The organism is Winogradskyella sp. ABM4_392, from assembly GCF_056160445.1.
Window position 1 is genome coordinate 385,764 of the sequence record NZ_JBSWXE010000001.1, and the last position, 14,443, is coordinate 400,206.

Annotated in this window: 16 protein-coding genes; 1 reads left to right on the forward strand and 15 read right to left on the reverse strand. The window is 32.9% G+C overall.

All coding sequences use genetic code 11. The features are described 5' to 3' along the window. Nucleotides 1-18: 18 nt before the first annotated feature. The 14 genes from ACXAFS_RS01590 to ACXAFS_RS01655 all read right to left on the reverse strand — a co-directional run bounded on the left by ACXAFS_RS01590 (nucleotide 19) and on the right by ACXAFS_RS01655 (nucleotide 13,107). Nucleotides 19-558, reverse strand: a complete 540-nt coding sequence (locus tag ACXAFS_RS01590; RefSeq protein WP_475304859.1) for a hypothetical protein — start codon at nucleotides 556-558, stop codon at nucleotides 19-21. Between the two features lie 18 nt (nucleotides 559-576). Further along, nucleotides 577-1,830, reverse strand: coding sequence for a sulfate adenylyltransferase subunit CysN (gene cysN, locus ACXAFS_RS01595; protein ID WP_475305905.1), 1,254 nt, complete (start codon nucleotides 1,828-1,830; stop codon nucleotides 577-579). Between the two features lie 65 nt (nucleotides 1,831-1,895). After that, nucleotides 1,896-2,801 (reverse strand): sulfate adenylyltransferase subunit CysD, encoded by a 906-nt coding sequence (gene cysD, locus ACXAFS_RS01600; RefSeq protein WP_475304860.1) that lies wholly within the window; start codon nucleotides 2,799-2,801, stop codon nucleotides 1,896-1,898. Beyond that, a complete protein-coding gene (cysC, locus tag ACXAFS_RS01605; RefSeq protein WP_475304862.1) occupies nucleotides 2,794-3,396 on the reverse strand; it encodes an adenylyl-sulfate kinase in 603 nt (200 codons plus the stop codon). Before cysC ends, cysD begins: the two co-directional genes overlap by 8 nt. Before the next feature lies 1 nt (nucleotide 3,397). Beyond that, nucleotides 3,398-3,826 (reverse strand): DUF2061 domain-containing protein, encoded by a 429-nt coding sequence (locus tag ACXAFS_RS01610; RefSeq protein ID WP_475304863.1) that lies wholly within the window; start codon nucleotides 3,824-3,826, stop codon nucleotides 3,398-3,400. A gap of 1 nt (nucleotide 3,827) precedes the next feature. After that, the gene (gene cysQ, locus ACXAFS_RS01615; protein WP_475304864.1) at nucleotides 3,828-4,625 is read right to left on the reverse strand and encodes a 3'(2'),5'-bisphosphate nucleotidase CysQ; all 798 of its coding nucleotides are present in this window, start codon (nucleotides 4,623-4,625) and stop codon (nucleotides 3,828-3,830) included. 47 nt (nucleotides 4,626-4,672) lie between these two features. Then, nucleotides 4,673-5,545 (reverse strand): dTDP-4-dehydrorhamnose reductase, encoded by an 873-nt coding sequence (rfbD, locus tag ACXAFS_RS01620; protein ID WP_475304865.1) that lies wholly within the window; start codon nucleotides 5,543-5,545, stop codon nucleotides 4,673-4,675. Beyond that, the gene (gene rfbC / locus ACXAFS_RS01625; protein ID WP_475304866.1) at nucleotides 5,542-6,087 is read right to left on the reverse strand and encodes a dTDP-4-dehydrorhamnose 3,5-epimerase; all 546 of its coding nucleotides are present in this window, start codon (nucleotides 6,085-6,087) and stop codon (nucleotides 5,542-5,544) included. Before rfbC ends, rfbD begins: the two co-directional genes overlap by 4 nt. A gap of 1 nt (nucleotide 6,088) precedes the next feature. Continuing rightward, on the reverse strand, nucleotides 6,089-6,952 hold the full coding sequence (gene rfbA, locus ACXAFS_RS01630) for a glucose-1-phosphate thymidylyltransferase RfbA (protein WP_475304867.1): 864 nt from the start codon (nucleotides 6,950-6,952) through the stop codon (nucleotides 6,089-6,091). Next, nucleotides 6,949-7,968 (reverse strand): dTDP-glucose 4,6-dehydratase, encoded by a 1,020-nt coding sequence (rfbB, locus tag ACXAFS_RS01635; protein WP_475304868.1) that lies wholly within the window; start codon nucleotides 7,966-7,968, stop codon nucleotides 6,949-6,951. Before rfbB ends, rfbA begins: the two co-directional genes overlap by 4 nt. Further along, complete coding sequence (locus tag ACXAFS_RS01640; RefSeq protein WP_475304870.1) at nucleotides 7,958-9,013, reverse strand: hypothetical protein; 1,056 nt, start codon at nucleotides 9,011-9,013, stop codon at nucleotides 7,958-7,960. The genes rfbB and ACXAFS_RS01640 overlap by 11 nt, the downstream gene beginning before the upstream one ends. Before the next feature lie 4 nt (nucleotides 9,014-9,017). Continuing rightward, entirely contained in the window at nucleotides 9,018-10,709 is a 1,692-nt protein-coding gene (locus ACXAFS_RS01645; RefSeq protein ID WP_475304871.1) for a DUF6909 family protein, read from the reverse strand. 26 nt (nucleotides 10,710-10,735) lie between these two features. Beyond that, complete coding sequence (locus ACXAFS_RS01650) at nucleotides 10,736-12,238, reverse strand: GH3 auxin-responsive promoter family protein (protein WP_475304873.1); 1,503 nt, start codon at nucleotides 12,236-12,238, stop codon at nucleotides 10,736-10,738. Next, nucleotides 12,238-13,107 (reverse strand): M23 family metallopeptidase, encoded by an 870-nt coding sequence (locus ACXAFS_RS01655; protein ID WP_475304874.1) that lies wholly within the window; start codon nucleotides 13,105-13,107, stop codon nucleotides 12,238-12,240. Before ACXAFS_RS01655 ends, ACXAFS_RS01650 begins: the two co-directional genes overlap by 1 nt. Before the next feature lie 113 nt (nucleotides 13,108-13,220). Between ACXAFS_RS01655 and ACXAFS_RS01660 the strand changes: the two genes are divergently transcribed. Beyond that, entirely contained in the window at nucleotides 13,221-13,406 is a 186-nt protein-coding gene (locus ACXAFS_RS01660; protein ID WP_475304876.1) for a Sec-independent protein translocase subunit TatA/TatB, read from the forward strand. Nucleotides 13,407-13,454: 48 nt separating this feature from the next. Here the strand turns inward: ACXAFS_RS01660 and ACXAFS_RS01665 are convergent, their stop codons facing one another. Continuing rightward, a complete protein-coding gene (locus ACXAFS_RS01665) occupies nucleotides 13,455-14,438 on the reverse strand; it encodes a DUF4837 family protein (protein WP_475304877.1) in 984 nt (327 codons plus the stop codon). Nucleotides 14,439-14,443: the final 5 nt, after the last annotated feature.

Consider the following 14,443-nt stretch of genomic DNA (forward strand, 5'->3'; position numbering starts at 1 on the left):
TTTTTAAATTTTTAAGGTTTACTTCTTAATTTCATTTATCAGCTTCTTAGAAAATGTAATAGCTGGTTTGTGCTGTCCTTTAACCTTTTTTGTTTTAATAATGCTAGATGCCGAATCTCTTTCTATATACTTATTAAATCTTAAGTACTTGTTAATGTCTTTGTGGGAAGAAATATTAATAACATTATTTTTGTATGATATATTAATGCTTTGAATTTCAACTGTTTTAATCTTTTTATCTCCTAAGTTTATCGTTATTTTCTTGGACATATTGCCCTCATCAAATTTAGCATCTATATAATCGTAATTTGATGTTGGTTCTACCGTTTCAAAAAAATGAATGTTCTTTTTCTGAAGTTCATCAACCTCAATGTTATTCATCATTATTTTAAAAACATCTTTTTTATTGGTTTTAAACCTAAATTCTATTTCTAATTGTTCTGAAACTTTTTCTGTTTTAGCTTGATTAGATGGTTTTTCCGTCTCGTTTATTTTTGATTCATTTTTACAAGAAACAATAAACAATAACAGCATTAGTATTAATATTACCTTTTTCATGGTGTAAATTCTTTGTTTTTATACTATCATTCCTGCGGCAACGGTCTCATTGGTTGCATCATCTACTAAAATAATACTTCCTGTTGTACGGTTTTCTCTATAAGCATCAATCATTAATGGCTTTGTAGTACGTATTTTAACTTTAGCAATATCATTCATTGCTAAATCATTGTATTCACTATTACGCTCTAAAGTATTTATATCGTATTTGTAAACCACTTCTTTAATCATCGCTTTTTGATCGTTAGAAGTATGCTTAATAGTATATTTTGCTCTAGGTTTAGCGGCACTATTATTTAACCAGCATAACATCACCTCAATGTCTTGAGAAGGCTCTGGTTTATTGTTTGAACGCACAATCATATCACCACGACTAATGTCTATATCGTCTTCTAATGTTATAGAAACTGACATTGGTGCGTAAGCTTCTTCTAATTCTTTGTCATGAAGGTTGATGCTTTTTATTTTAGAAGTAAAACCTGAAGGCATTACTGTAACCTCATCTCCTTTTCTTAAAATACCACTTGCTACACGACCTGCATAACCTCTATAATCTATAAAACCTTCACGTTGTGGTCTTATTACAGTTTGTACAGGAAAACGCGCATCTACTTTATTAATATCACTACTAATATGCATAGTTTCTAAAGTATGCAGCATTGGTGCTCCTTGATACCAAGGCATGTTTTCTGATTTGTTTACAACATTATCTCCTAAAAGCGCTGACATTGGTATAAAACGAACGTCTTTAACAAGCATTTTTGAAGACACTTCTTCAAATTCTGAAACAATATTATTAAATACTTCTTCAGAAAAATCAACTAAATCCATTTTGTTTACACAAACAATAATGTGTGGTATTTGCAATAAAGACGCTATAAATGCATGACGCTTGGTTTGTTCAATCACACCATGTCTTGCATCAATTAGAATAGTTGCTACGTTAGCTGTTGATGCTCCAGTAACCATATTACGTGTATATTGAATATGTCCTGGTGTATCAGCAATAATAAATTTACGCTTCGGTGTTGTAAAATATCTGTAAGCAACATCAATGGTAATACCTTGCTCTCTTTCGTCTCTTAAACCGTCTGTAAATAGTGCTAAATCTACACCTTCATGACCTTTTTTCTTACTTGTGTTTTCAATAGCTTCTAGTTGGTCTTCAAAAATAGATTTAGAATCGTATAGCAAACGCCCTATTAATGTACTTTTTCCATCATCTACACTTCCTGCAGTTGTAAAACGTAATAATTGATTGTTGTCTAACATGTTATTCTTCATATGAGATGCCAAATATAATTTGGCATGACAGTTAATTTTTTATTTAATATTGATTAAAAGTATCCTTGACGCTTACGGTCTTCCATAGCAGATTCTGATCGCTTATCGTCACTTCTGTTTCCACGTTCGGTATTTCTCATACCAGCAACTTCAGCAGCAATTTTCTCTAATGTATCAGCATCAGATTCTACTCCACCAGTAATAGTAATATCACCTAACGTTCTAAAACGTATCTTTTTAGTCACCACTTCTTCATGGTCTTCTAGCACTAAAAATTCAGAATTTGGAATCCAAGAGTCTTGTCTCCAAACGACTTCGCGCTCGTGTGCAAAGTATAATGATGGAATTGAAATGTTCTCGCGTTTTATGTAGTTCCAAACATCCATTTCTGTCCAGTTACTTATAGGGAATGCTCTAAAGTGCTCTCCTTCAAAATGCTTTCCGTTGAAGATATTCCACAGTTCTGGTCGTTGGTTTTTAGGATCCCATTGTCCAAAATCATCTCTATGAGAGAAGAAACGCTCTTTAGCTCTTGCTTTTTCTTCGTCACGACGTCCACCACCAATAGCACAATCAATCTTATTTGCCTCAATAGCATCAAGTAATGTTGTAATTTGAAGTGCATTACGCGTAGCGTTTTTCCCTTTTTCTTCAGCAACACGACCTTCGTCAATAGATTCTTGTACAGAGCCAACAATAAGCTGCGCGCCTAATTCTTTGATAATATCATCCCTAAACTGAATGGTTTCTGGGAAATTATGCCCAGTGTCAACATGCATTAATGGAAATGGTATTTTAGCAGGATAAAATGCTTTTTTTGCTAAATGTGTTACCAAGATAGAATCTTTTCCTCCTGAAAATAAAATTACTGGATTGTCAAATTGAGCCCATACTTCTCTAAGAACAAAAATGGCTTCACTCTCTAACTCGTCTAAATAGTTTAAATAATACTTACTCATTGTTGAGCTTTAATTTTGGTGTTATATAATCTACTATCCGCTGCGCAGCTGCTTCTACGGATACACTTTCTGTTTTTATTTCAATATCTGGATTCTCTGGTGCCTCATAAGGCGCAGAAATTCCTGTCATATTTTTAATCTCTCCTAACCGTGCTTTTTTATACAGACCTTTTACATCTCTACGCTCACATTCTTCAATGCTTGTATTGATATATATCTCTACAAAGTTAACATCTTTAACAATACTTCTTATGTTATCTCGGTCTTTTTTGTAGGGTGACACAAACGCCGCAAGTGTTACCAAACCTGCGTTTACCATTAAGTTTGCCACCTCAGCTATTCTGCGAATATTTTCGGTTCTCCCCTCGGGAGAAAATGTTAAATCTTTATTAATTCCTTTTCGAATGTTATCTCCGTCTAGCGTAAAAGTTTTTATACCGCTTAGATATAGCTTTTGCTCTACAACATTAGCTATTGTAGATTTACCAGAACCCGATAAACCTGTAAACCACAATAAAAAAGAATTGTGTTGATTACTTTGTCTCCTATCCTCTATAGAAATTTGATAATTGTGAGGTATAATATTTTTGCTCATATTATTCTTTCTTTCTTTTGTTTAACCCAAAATTTACTTTATACCAGGCGCGCTCGTGTAGGTAGTATAAAATCATTTTAGTAATAACTTCCGCAAATCCTATTTGTAATGCTGCAAGCGGATTGCCAGAAATTATCCAAGCTAATGTCATCGTGTCTAAAGTACCTATAAATCGCCAAGTAAACGTTTTGGCAATGTGACGTTTTCTACTCTCTAAAAGAACGCCATCCTTGGATAAGTTAATTTTGTACCATACGCGCTCATGGAGATAATATAGTATAGTCTTGGTTGTTACTTCAGCTATGCCAATTTTTAAACCAGCTAGTGGGTCCCCTGTAATTACCCAAGAGAGAATTATGGTATCTAAAGTTCCTATTATTCTCCAAGTAATTGTTTTTGCTATATGTCTTCTATAAGAAACGTCTGACATATTACTTACTTACCAGAAAATAACTGTTTAATAAACTTTCTTTATTATAAACTAGTGGTTGGTTTGTAGCTTTTGAGATTACCTTTATTCCAACAGCATTACATATAGCTTGTCCCGCTGCAGTGTCCCATTCCATAGTAGGAGCATAACGCGGGTATACATCTGCATTTCCTTCTGCGACCAAACAAAATTTTAACGAACTTCCTTTAGAAACAATTTCAACCTCTTTTCCTTCTTTTTTTAATGTTTCAACAAAGTCTAAAGTGTCCTGATTCATATGAGATCTGCTACCAACGACTTGAATAAATTCCGAGGCATTATCCTTGGGTTGTAAAGGTCTAGATAATTCTAAAATCTCGTTTATTGTAAAATCGTGCGATTTCAACACTGCTTTAAATGCTTTATTTTCATCTACATTACCATAATAAAGTGTTTTTTCTGCAGGCACATATATTACACCTAATTTTGGCACTCCATTCTTTACTAGTGCAATATTAACAGTAAATTCACCATTTCGCTTTATGAATTCTTTAGTACCATCTACTGGGTCTACAACCCAGCAGGTTTTCCAAGTTTTTCTAATATTGTAATCCGTTTGTTTATTTTCTTCCGAGATTATAGGAATTGTTGTCGTTCTTAAGTATGAGTTAATAACATCATTAGATTTCTTATCTGCTTCTGTCAATGGAGATTTATCTTCTTTGTATTCTACATCTATAGCAGAGTCGTATACGTTCATTATAGCCTTTCCTGCCTTAAGAGAGGCTCTGATAGCTAAATCTAATTCTTCATTAATCATACTTACTGTATTTTTTGGGTTGCAAAGGTAAAATTTTATTCAACTTATTATAAGTCATTTACGAATCTATTGTTTTTTAATTCTTCAATAATTTCGCTAAGACTACTTTGCCAATCTTTTGTTTTTTTATAAATCAATTCTGTTTTGTCCATATTCAAAACACTATACTTCGGCCTTTTAGCAATAGTTTTATAATTCTCTGTTGCTACGATATTGAAAACCTTATTGGGAGGCAAATTTTTTGCTATTTCTAAGGCGTATAAGTACCATGTTGTGCTTCCTTTTGCAGAAAAGTTATAAATCCCATATGGAATGTTTTTCTTTTCTATTATATGAATAATAAATAAGGAGAGGTCTCTACAGCTTGTTGGTGTTCCTGTTTCTAGGGTTGTGATTTTTAATTCCGAGTTATTTTCAATTTTTGAAATAATTGTTTTTACAAAATTTTTTCCAAAGGCTGAATATAACCAGGAGGTTCTAATAATATAGTGTTCTTCTAATAAACTTGTGATATTTATTTCCCCTTGTAACTTTGATTTACCATATTGGTTAACAGGTTTTGTTTCATCAGAAGTTTTATAGGGCACGGTACTTGTTCCATCAAAAACATAGTCTGTAGAAATGTGTATTAATGTTACATTATGCTTTTTACAAACTTCAGCAATATTTTTCGCGCCTTCTGAATTTACCTTAAAAGCTATGTCACTATTTTTCTCAGCACCTTCTACATTTGTATACGCAGCACAATTAACACAATAGTCAAATTGATTTAAGCTAAAGATTCTGAATAGTTCTTCTTTTTGGGTTATATCTACTTCTTCTTTAGTAAAAAACTTGTAATTATTATTTTGTTTTTTCACTATAGAATGAAGTGTTTTCCCTAATTGCCCATTAGCTCCGACTACCGCTACTTTTATCATAATAATGCTTCTTTTAATGACGGAAGTATTAAGTCTTTATCAGATATAATTAAATCCTTTTTAGGTAACGGCCAATCAATGTTTAAATCCTGATCATTATAGATTATCCCACCCTCAGATGACTTGTTGTAGTAGTTGTCACATTTATAACTAAAAAGAGTTTGATTTTCTAATACTAAAAATCCGTGCGCAAAACCTCTAGGTACAAATAGTTGTTTCTTATTTTTTCCCGATAGGATTATAGAAAAATATTGTCCAAAAGTTTCTGAATTATGTCTCAGATCAACTGCAACATCTAATACACTTCCTTTAATTACCCTTACCAATTTTGCTTGTGCGTGTTGAGCTTTCTGAAAGTGTAATCCTCTAAGAACGCCTTTGGAAGATTGTGATTCATTATCTTGAACAAATTTCACATTTAAGCCAGTTTCATCAATAAAGGTTTTTTGGTTAAAACTCTCAAGAAAATACCCTCTTCTATCTTCAAAAACATCTGGTTTAAGAACATAACACCCTTTTAAACTTGTCTCTTCAACTAACATTTTATTCTTCTATTATACTCAACAAGTGCTGGCCATAGCCACTTTTGGTTAAATTTTTTGCAAGTGCTCTTAATTGATTAGCGTCTATAAAACCCATTTTGTACGCGGCCTCTTCTATGGCGCCTATTTTAAGACCTTGACGTTCTTCTATTACCTGAACAAATTGTGATGCTTGCATTAAAGATTTAAATGTTCCTGTATCTAACCAAGCTGTTCCTTTGTCTAATACACTAACACTTAATTTACCTTTTTCTAAGTAAACTTTATTAATGTCTGTTATTTCTAACTCACCTCTTTTACTAGGCTTAATCTTCTTCGCAATCTCAACGACAGAGTTATCATAAAAATAAATTCCTGGTACAGCATAATTAGATTTTGGATGTTTTGGTTTCTCTTCTATTGACACAGCAGTACCACTTTTATCAAACTCAACGACACCATATCGCTCTGGGTCGTGAACATGATAGGCATAAATAATACCTCCATCTGGGTCATTGTTCTCCTGAAGCAGTCCCGACAAACCTGTACCATAAAAAATATTGTCGCCTAATATTAAAGCCACTTTGTCTTCACCGATAAACTTCTCGCCTATTAAGAAGGCTTCTGCTAATCCTTTAGGAGATTCCTGAACTGCATAAACAAACTTACACCCATACTTCTTACCGTCACCTAATAATTTTTTGAATAGAGGCAAGTCTTGGGGAGTTGATATAATCAAAATCTCAGATATACCGGACCATATTAGGGTTGATATAGGGTAGTAAATCATGGGTTTATCATAAATAGGCATGAGCTGTTTACTAACCGCCAAAGTTAGTGGGTTTAAGCGTGTCCCTGACCCTCCTGCTAAAACAATTCCTTTCATTCTTTTTCGTATTTACTTAAATACCATTCTATTGTTTTTAAAATACCTGTTTCGAAATTCTCGTCAGCCCCCCATCCTAACTCGTTTTCTATTTTTGATGCATCTATAGCATATCTAAAATCGTGACCAGGCCTGTCTTTTACAAATGTTATTTGCTCTGAATATTTAGTTTCTTTAGGTTTTATCTCATCTAATATCTTACATATTTTATAAGCTATATAAAGATTATCCCTTTCATTTTTACCCCCTATATTATACGTTTCACCTGCCACGCCTTTTTGAAAAGTCAAATCAATACCTTTGCAATGGTCTTTTACATATAGCCAGTCTCTAATATTTTTTCCGTCTCCATAAATAGGAATATTTTCCCCTTTAATTGCTTTTCTTATTATTGTAGGGATTAATTTTTCATCATGTTGTTTGGGTCCGTAATTATTGCTGCAATTTGTAGTCACGACATTCATGCCATAAGTGTGATAGTAGCTTCTTACTATGAAATCTGATGAAGCCTTTGAAGCGCTATAAGGGCTATTTGGTGCATAGGGAGTGTTCTCAGTGAACAAACCTTTTTTTCCTAATGTGCCATAGACCTCATCTGTAGATATATGTAAAAATCTATTAGTTTCACAACCCTCTTTAGGCTTAAAAGGTGCTTCCATCCAATGATTTTTAGCCGTATTTAATAAATTAAATGTGCCATATATATTGGTGTTAATAAAAGCATCCGGACTCTCTATTGAGTTATCTACATGAGACTCTGCTGCAAAATGAATAACTCCATTAATGTTATTTCTTTCAAATAGTTCGCTAACCAACTCTCTATCACAAATGTCTCCTTTTACAAATCTATAATTCTGATTATTTGACACTTCCGTTAAATTAGAAAGCTTACCTGCATAGGTAAGCTTGTCTAGATTAATAATTTTAGTGTGCTTGTGTGCTTGTAAAAAAAAATCTATAAAGTTAGAGCCTATAAATCCTGCACCACCTGTAACTAAGACAACCTTATCCTTCATAGGACAAAACATATTTTATTAATTTTTTAATTAAATACACTAAACAAAGTAAAGCAAAAGCAATTATTGGCAAGACCAAAATATATAAATTCCATATACTGGTATATTTGGCACCAACGTCTTGAAAACTTGAAAGGGTGTCAAAATAAACGTCTTCCTCAACTTTTTTAGCATCCAATTTACTAAGGGCTTGACGTAGTTTATTTTCTTCCTGAAGTAATTCATATTCTTTAGTCTTAGTCTTTTCTTGAATAAAAGACATTCCGTCTCTAGTGGTATATGAACCCTCCTTTGTCTTAGATTCCTCTTCCATAACTCTAAGGTAGACTTTCTTAAGAGAATCAACTTCTTTTATGGAAGCAAGTATGCGCTTTCTTTCTATAGAGATTAATGAATCTCTTTTTTGCATTTTTTTAACCGAATAAGTGTTAGTGAAAGTAGAATTTAAACCCTCTTCTAATGATCTGAAAATATCTTTTTTATAAGATTTAACATTGATTTCAAAAACATCCCCAGAATAAATACTTCTGTTCTCTATAAACTCATCAAAACTTATATCTTGGGCTCTTACACTGTCTATTGATTTAACAAAATTATCATATTGCTTAATCTTGTCATTTTCATTCTCTGGTCCAGGATGAATATCAAATTGAATAATTTGTTTGGCTGATTCTTCGTCAATTTCAAAAATTGACATAAGCTGATCATAATCTTTTTCGCCGATTAAAGCATTGTAGTAGTTAATGTTTGTGACTAGTTGAAACTTTGAATCAAAATACGGTTTAACCAACATTTGAGATTCATAAATATCTTTTTCGGTTTGTTGCAAGACAAACCCCAACACAGCCGCTAAGAAAACTACTATAGCAACAATTTTAAAATTAGTTATTACAGCCTGAAGAGAATAAATAATAACCGAATAAATCGACTTGAAAACAGTTGAAATAAAATTGAAAAGTCTATCAAAAGACCTTCCTATCATGTTAAATAATTGTCCTAAATCAACTTCTTCGTTTTGAGTTCCTTTTGGTACTTCCTTACTCATGTATTTAAGAATTAAATATTTGTTCTAGTATTTTTTTTGTAATCACATATGTTGGTTTTACACCTGATGTTCCTAGTCCACCAGAAGCCAATGTGCTTCCTGTTTCTAAAGGATTATCACTGGCGTAATAAGCATATCTGACCGTAACATCCTCATTTATACTTCCTCGTACTTTTGATGCAGCTTGTATAGCTTTTTGATAATGAGCTCCTTCCATTTCTAAACCGATAACATTCCATGTGGATTTTTTAAAGAACTTTAAAATCTCTTTATTCTGTAACGATGTACCCAAAACTGTTATCATGGTCCCTTCATAAACATCAACTCCACAGTCTGCTAAATCATCTTTACTAAGTTCGTTTTTAAAAGGATAATTGTCTGCAGTACCTTCAAAAATATGAGCAGACGGTATCATAACATCTCCTTTGCCTCCTTCTAAAATTCCTGCTTTACCCATTATAGAAATAGACTTTACATCTAAGTGGACTTTTTCGCCATCAACTTTAATCGGTTTTAAAAACTCGTCTAAAGTCTCGTAAGCCTGTTCACCGAAGGCATAATCCATAACAAAAATTACAGCTTTATTTCCTTTATTCGTTTCTAAATAATTAAAATCTGTTTTAGAAAAATCTATTTTATCTGTATCAAAAATCTGAACATCTATGTTGGTTCCAGAAGTATCCTTAATGTAAAGCATTCCGTTTTGCAACGCAGATTTCTCTACTTTATTGCGCATTGCAGAACTTTTTGGGCTACTCAAGGTCTCAAAAACTTCAAAAATATTCTTTTTAGCCTCCTCGCCTCTAAGTGTTCCTTTGGCGAATAAGGAATTCATCACACTGTGCATATTAGCGCTAATAATATGAATTGGTCTTTGAAGTAAACCGTTTTTGTGTAATACAGATTTTATGTTGTCTGCCCAAACCTCGCCGTGGATATGATGCCCTAATCGTTCCCTTAAAACAGGGCTAAAAGTAATAGTTCTTTTATTGCCTTTTACTATTTCTTCTATAGCTAATTTCCCAAGCCAATATACTATATGTAATAATCGTTCTGGTTGACTATCTGTAGCAAATTTAGGGTAGGCTTCTGTTAACTCATTAAATGTTCTACCTAAAATATTAGCAGTGTGAGTAATGGCAATTTCTCGTTCTTTTTGAGTTAATTTTTTTGTTGAGATGACTGCATTTTCAAGCTTTTGCCAATCCCTTACCGTTGAACCTTCTTCATCAATTAAAACTCGCTTACTAATCTTGTGCGATTCAACAAACAAAAATGTGAGATGGGTTAAAATATCATAGATTTCTGAACGTCCACGAGTAATCTCAATATTCATTTGCTCATCGTCTATACGATAACAATTACGTCTTCTTTTAGGTGGTATAATTGGCTTAAAGTGAGAATTTGCATAACCTTCATCGCTTGTTAAATTAATAAAGGTGCATTCTTCAATACCTTGAGGTAAACGATCTATAACATAAAGCAAACCATCTAATTCAGCTTTCTCTTCGCCAATAGAGCCATATATTTCTGGTCTTAATAATAAAAGAGCCTCTCGCAAGGTTTCACCAGAAACACCCATTGGTTTGTAAAATCCACGATTAAATAGATGACGCATTGTAATATACATGCGTTCTATAGCATTAGAGCTTTCTTGTGCCCTTGTTCTTTCGTGTCTTTTTTTAGCTGTACTCATACTTTATTTAGCGTGCAAATATAGCTTTATTTAGTTAATTTAAGGTCATTTAACTTATTTGCTATTTTTCTGTCGTTTGATAGTCTCGGTATCTTGTTCTGACCACCAAGTTTTCCTATTGACTTCATATATGTTTGAAATCCATCTTTTTTTACCTTAGTAACAACCAATGGCCTTAAAACTTTTCCTTCAATTAAATCAAAGTAATAACTATTCTGTTTTTGAAGTGATATCTCTAACTTACGGATAAGCTCTGATTCATCTTTTGGTTCGTTTTCAAACTCTATAAACCATTCGTGATATGGCAACCCTTCAGAAGGGTTAATTTGTGGAGCTACAGTAAATTCGTTTACTGTAACATCAGTATTTGCCGTAGCTTCTTTAAGCGCTTGCTCTACTTCCTTGCCTATAACGTGTTCTCCAAAAGCTGAGATGAAATGTTTTATTCTTCCACTTACAATAACTCTATAAGGCTTTAAAGATGTAAACTCTACAGTATCGCCAATATTATAAGCCCACAAACCTGCTGTGGTTGATATAATCATTACATAGTTAACTCCAAGCTTAACATCTTTAATGGTAAAACGTTTTGGGTTCTCCTCAAAGAAGTGTTCTGCTTCTATAAACTCATAGAATATCCCAGAGTTTAATTGTAATAACATGCCCTTTTGGTCTTGTTTATCCTGAAACGCAAAAAATCCTTCACTTGCAGGATAAAGCTCTATGCTATCAACTTTTCGACCTATTAAATTTTCAAATTTTGCTCTGTAAGGTTCATAATTAACTCCTCCGAAAATAAACAAGTTGAAATTTTTGAATATGTCTCCAACTTTCTGCCCTTTCTTCTCAATCAATTTCTCAAAGTACATCTGTACCCAAGATGGTATTCCGGATATGATGCTCATATCCTCATTAACAGTCTCTTCTACAATAGCATTTACCTTAGTTTCCCAATCTTCAATGCAATTGGTCTCTAAGCTAGGCATTCTGTTTTTTTGAAGGTATTTAGGAACATAATGTGCCACTATACCTGATAACCTTCCTAATTTGATACCGTTTTTTTCTTCTAAAATTGGGCTGCCCTGGAGAAAAATCATTTTACCATTTACAAACTTTGCATTTCCTGTCTCATAGATATACATTAAAATAGCATTTCGTGCTGCTTCTACATGAGTTGGCATACTCTCCTTGGTTATTGGAATATACTTAGCTCCAGAGGTCGTTCCTGATGTTTTGGCAAAATAAATTGGCTTGCCTTTCCAAAGTATATTTTCTTCTCCTTTTACAACACGTTCTACGTAAGGTCTTAACGCTTCATAATCTCTTATTGGAACTAAATTTTTGAAGTCTTCATAAGATTGAATCATATTAAACTTATGATCTTTTCCAAAAACAGTATTTTTTGCTTCCTTGATAAGATTTTGAAACACCTTTTCTTGAGTTTCTAAAGGTTGAGAAGCCCATTTATTTATACGTTTTGCTATGAGTTTTGCAAACGGTTTTGATAGTGCTGCTTTAATCGATGGCATTACTGAAAATCAATAAAGTTGGTTGGGTTTACCGGATAACCTTTACTCCAAAGTTCAAAATGAAGATGTGGTCCTGTACTTAATTCGCCTGTATTGCCAGACATTGCAATAACTTCTCCTGCTTTTACCAAATCACCTTGAGCCTTCGTAATTGCTGCATTGTGTTTATAAACAGAAATTAACTCTTGGTTGTGCTCAATAATAACAACATATCCTGTTTCTACTGTCCATTCGGCAAATATCACTGTTCCATCAGCTGTAGCTTTTACAGGTGTATTGGTTGCAACAACTACATCCACAGCATAGTGTTTGTCTTCTATGTTGTAGCCTTCTGAAATGGTTCCATTTACTGGTGGAAACAAGACGAAGTTGTTTTGGTTTGAAGTGTCGTCAAAAAGATTGTATTTATCTTCCTTTTCTACCTTATCTCTTAGTAATGAATCTTCTCTATTCGTAGTTGTTTGAAGGATTTCTGGATCGTTCTTTGCCGCTTCAATAACAGAGTCTCTATCAAAATCTACTGTTGATACATCTCCTGTAAGTACCTTTCTAATAGATGCATAATAGCGCTTGTTAAGTTCTAGTTCTTGCACTAATGAATCTGTCTTATAATTAAGCATAGAAGCTTCTTTTTTGAGCTTTGCCGAAGAATAACCTGGTATATATTCTCTTAATGGTGTAAACGCAATTAGAAGTATCGTAAGGAAAATCAGTAAAATTGCAGATATTGATGTTAAAACAAACACATTGAGACGTGTTAATTTTATTGCAAAACGTTCTTCAAAAGTATCTTCATTTAATATAACAAGACGATACTTATGAAGCAGTTTTTTAGCAAACTTCTTTTCTTTTTTTTTCTTTTTTGCCATTAAAACAAAATTAAATAAAATAGTGAAACGACATTGGTAATAGTTATTAAAGTTAAAACAACAACGTTATTATTAAAGTTTAATTATTAACTTTGCAGTCTAAATTTGAAGTTATGATTTCTAGTAGTATATTTTTAGGAACTTTTGGGCCTTGGCAAATAGTATTAATTGTTGTAGCAATATTACTTTTATTTGGTGGAAAAAAGATTCCTGAATTAATGAGAGGTTTGGGAAGCGGCATAAAAGAATTTAAAGATGCCAGTAAAGACGAAGCTTCCGATAAAAAAGAAGAAAAATAAACATTTCGTATATTAAAAAAGCCAACTTATAAAAGTTGGCTTTTTTTGTTACTTAATCTTAATGGATTTTATAATCGATTCTAGCTCAAAAACATATTCTGCTTTTTGTAATGATGGTGCATAAACGTAACCATCAGCTATAAGATAACGTTTGTTTACTTTATCTTCTATTGCATATGTGATAAATGGGCCTGCCATTGTAAACCCCTTCATTTCCCAAATACCTCTTACTTCATAAGCTGGTTTATTATCTACAATGGCATCAAACATTCCTGGTGCGTAAGCATCATCTACTGCCATATAAATATCATCTTCTCCAGGTATTCTTGTTTTTGTAATGTTATTTCTCATTTTTACAATATCCACTACAGTACTATCTCCTTGAGATATTGTTTCTAATGGAACTTCATAAAACATAACCTCAATAGTTTTAGAGTTGCTAAGATTTTTTCTAATCCAAAAGAAATCATCATCGGCTTTTGCAATTCTGTAAGCAGAAGGAATATTAATAGTAAATCCTAATTTACTCTCTATTGTGCTTACATCTAGTAAATCTAATTTAATACGTCTTTGTTTCTCTTTGACTTCTTCTTTATTAAAAGCATCTATTATTTTATCCTTAGCTTCGGTAATTTGATAAATAATGTCATCATTTGTTTTACCTCCAACAATTGCTACCGTTTGGGGTTTTGCAAAGGCCTCATTTGCAATTTTAGTTGTAGGCTCAATAGTTTCGCCTTTTTCAATCTTAAGGATTATTCTGCTTCGTGTTGCAAATCCGTCAAATACTTGTGGCGGTATTTGGCGAAGTTTAAACATAGGTTCGTCTACAGGTAAACCATAAATAGAAGCTGCAAAGGTTTTTCTAATGGTTTCTCCTATTTTGCCTTCCCACAAATCGTTATCTATAACTACGGAAATGCTATTTAAGTTTCCATTAGATTCTGGTAAGTATCTTTTTTTATCGCCTTGCTTTTCTTCACCACAAGCTGTTAGTAATAAGCATAATACAAGTGCATAAAGCGTTCTCATAATTT

Excerpts from the sequence above, each read along its gene's own strand:
- ACXAFS_RS01590 (WP_475304859.1), bottom strand. The coding sequence starts at position 558 with ATGAAAAAGGTAATATTAATACTAATGCTGTTATTGTTTATTGTTTCT.
- rfbA (WP_475304867.1), bottom strand. The coding sequence starts at position 6,952 with ATGAAAGGAATTGTTTTAGCAGGAGGGTCAGGGACACGCTTAAACCCA.
- ACXAFS_RS01665 (WP_475304877.1), bottom strand. The coding sequence starts at position 14,438 with ATGAGAACGCTTTATGCACTTGTATTATGCTTATTACTAACAGCTTGT.
- cysD (WP_475304860.1), bottom strand. The coding sequence starts at position 2,801 with ATGAGTAAGTATTATTTAAACTATTTAGACGAGTTAGAGAGTGAAGCC.
- cysN (WP_475305905.1), bottom strand. The coding sequence starts at position 1,830 with ATGTTAGACAACAATCAATTATTACGTTTTACAACTGCAGGAAGTGTA.
- rfbB (WP_475304868.1), bottom strand. The coding sequence starts at position 7,968 with ATGAAGGATAAGGTTGTCTTAGTTACAGGTGGTGCAGGATTTATAGGC.
- ACXAFS_RS01610 (WP_475304863.1), bottom strand. The coding sequence starts at position 3,826 with ATGTCAGACGTTTCTTATAGAAGACATATAGCAAAAACAATTACTTGG.
- cysQ (WP_475304864.1), bottom strand. The coding sequence starts at position 4,625 with ATGATTAATGAAGAATTAGATTTAGCTATCAGAGCCTCTCTTAAGGCA.
- ACXAFS_RS01655 (WP_475304874.1), bottom strand. The coding sequence starts at position 13,107 with ATGGCAAAAAAGAAAAAAAAAGAAAAGAAGTTTGCTAAAAAACTGCTT.
- cysC (WP_475304862.1), bottom strand. The coding sequence starts at position 3,396 with ATGAGCAAAAATATTATACCTCACAATTATCAAATTTCTATAGAGGAT.
- rfbC (WP_475304866.1), bottom strand. The coding sequence starts at position 6,087 with ATGTTAGTTGAAGAGACAAGTTTAAAAGGGTGTTATGTTCTTAAACCA.
- ACXAFS_RS01645 (WP_475304871.1), bottom strand. The coding sequence starts at position 10,709 with ATGAGTACAGCTAAAAAAAGACACGAAAGAACAAGGGCACAAGAAAGC.
- rfbD (WP_475304865.1), bottom strand. The coding sequence starts at position 5,545 with ATGATAAAAGTAGCGGTAGTCGGAGCTAATGGGCAATTAGGGAAAACA.
- ACXAFS_RS01650 (WP_475304873.1), bottom strand. The coding sequence starts at position 12,238 with ATGCCATCGATTAAAGCAGCACTATCAAAACCGTTTGCAAAACTCATA.
- ACXAFS_RS01660 (WP_475304876.1), top strand. The coding sequence starts at position 13,221 with ATGATTTCTAGTAGTATATTTTTAGGAACTTTTGGGCCTTGGCAAATA.
- ACXAFS_RS01640 (WP_475304870.1), bottom strand. The coding sequence starts at position 9,013 with ATGAGTAAGGAAGTACCAAAAGGAACTCAAAACGAAGAAGTTGATTTA.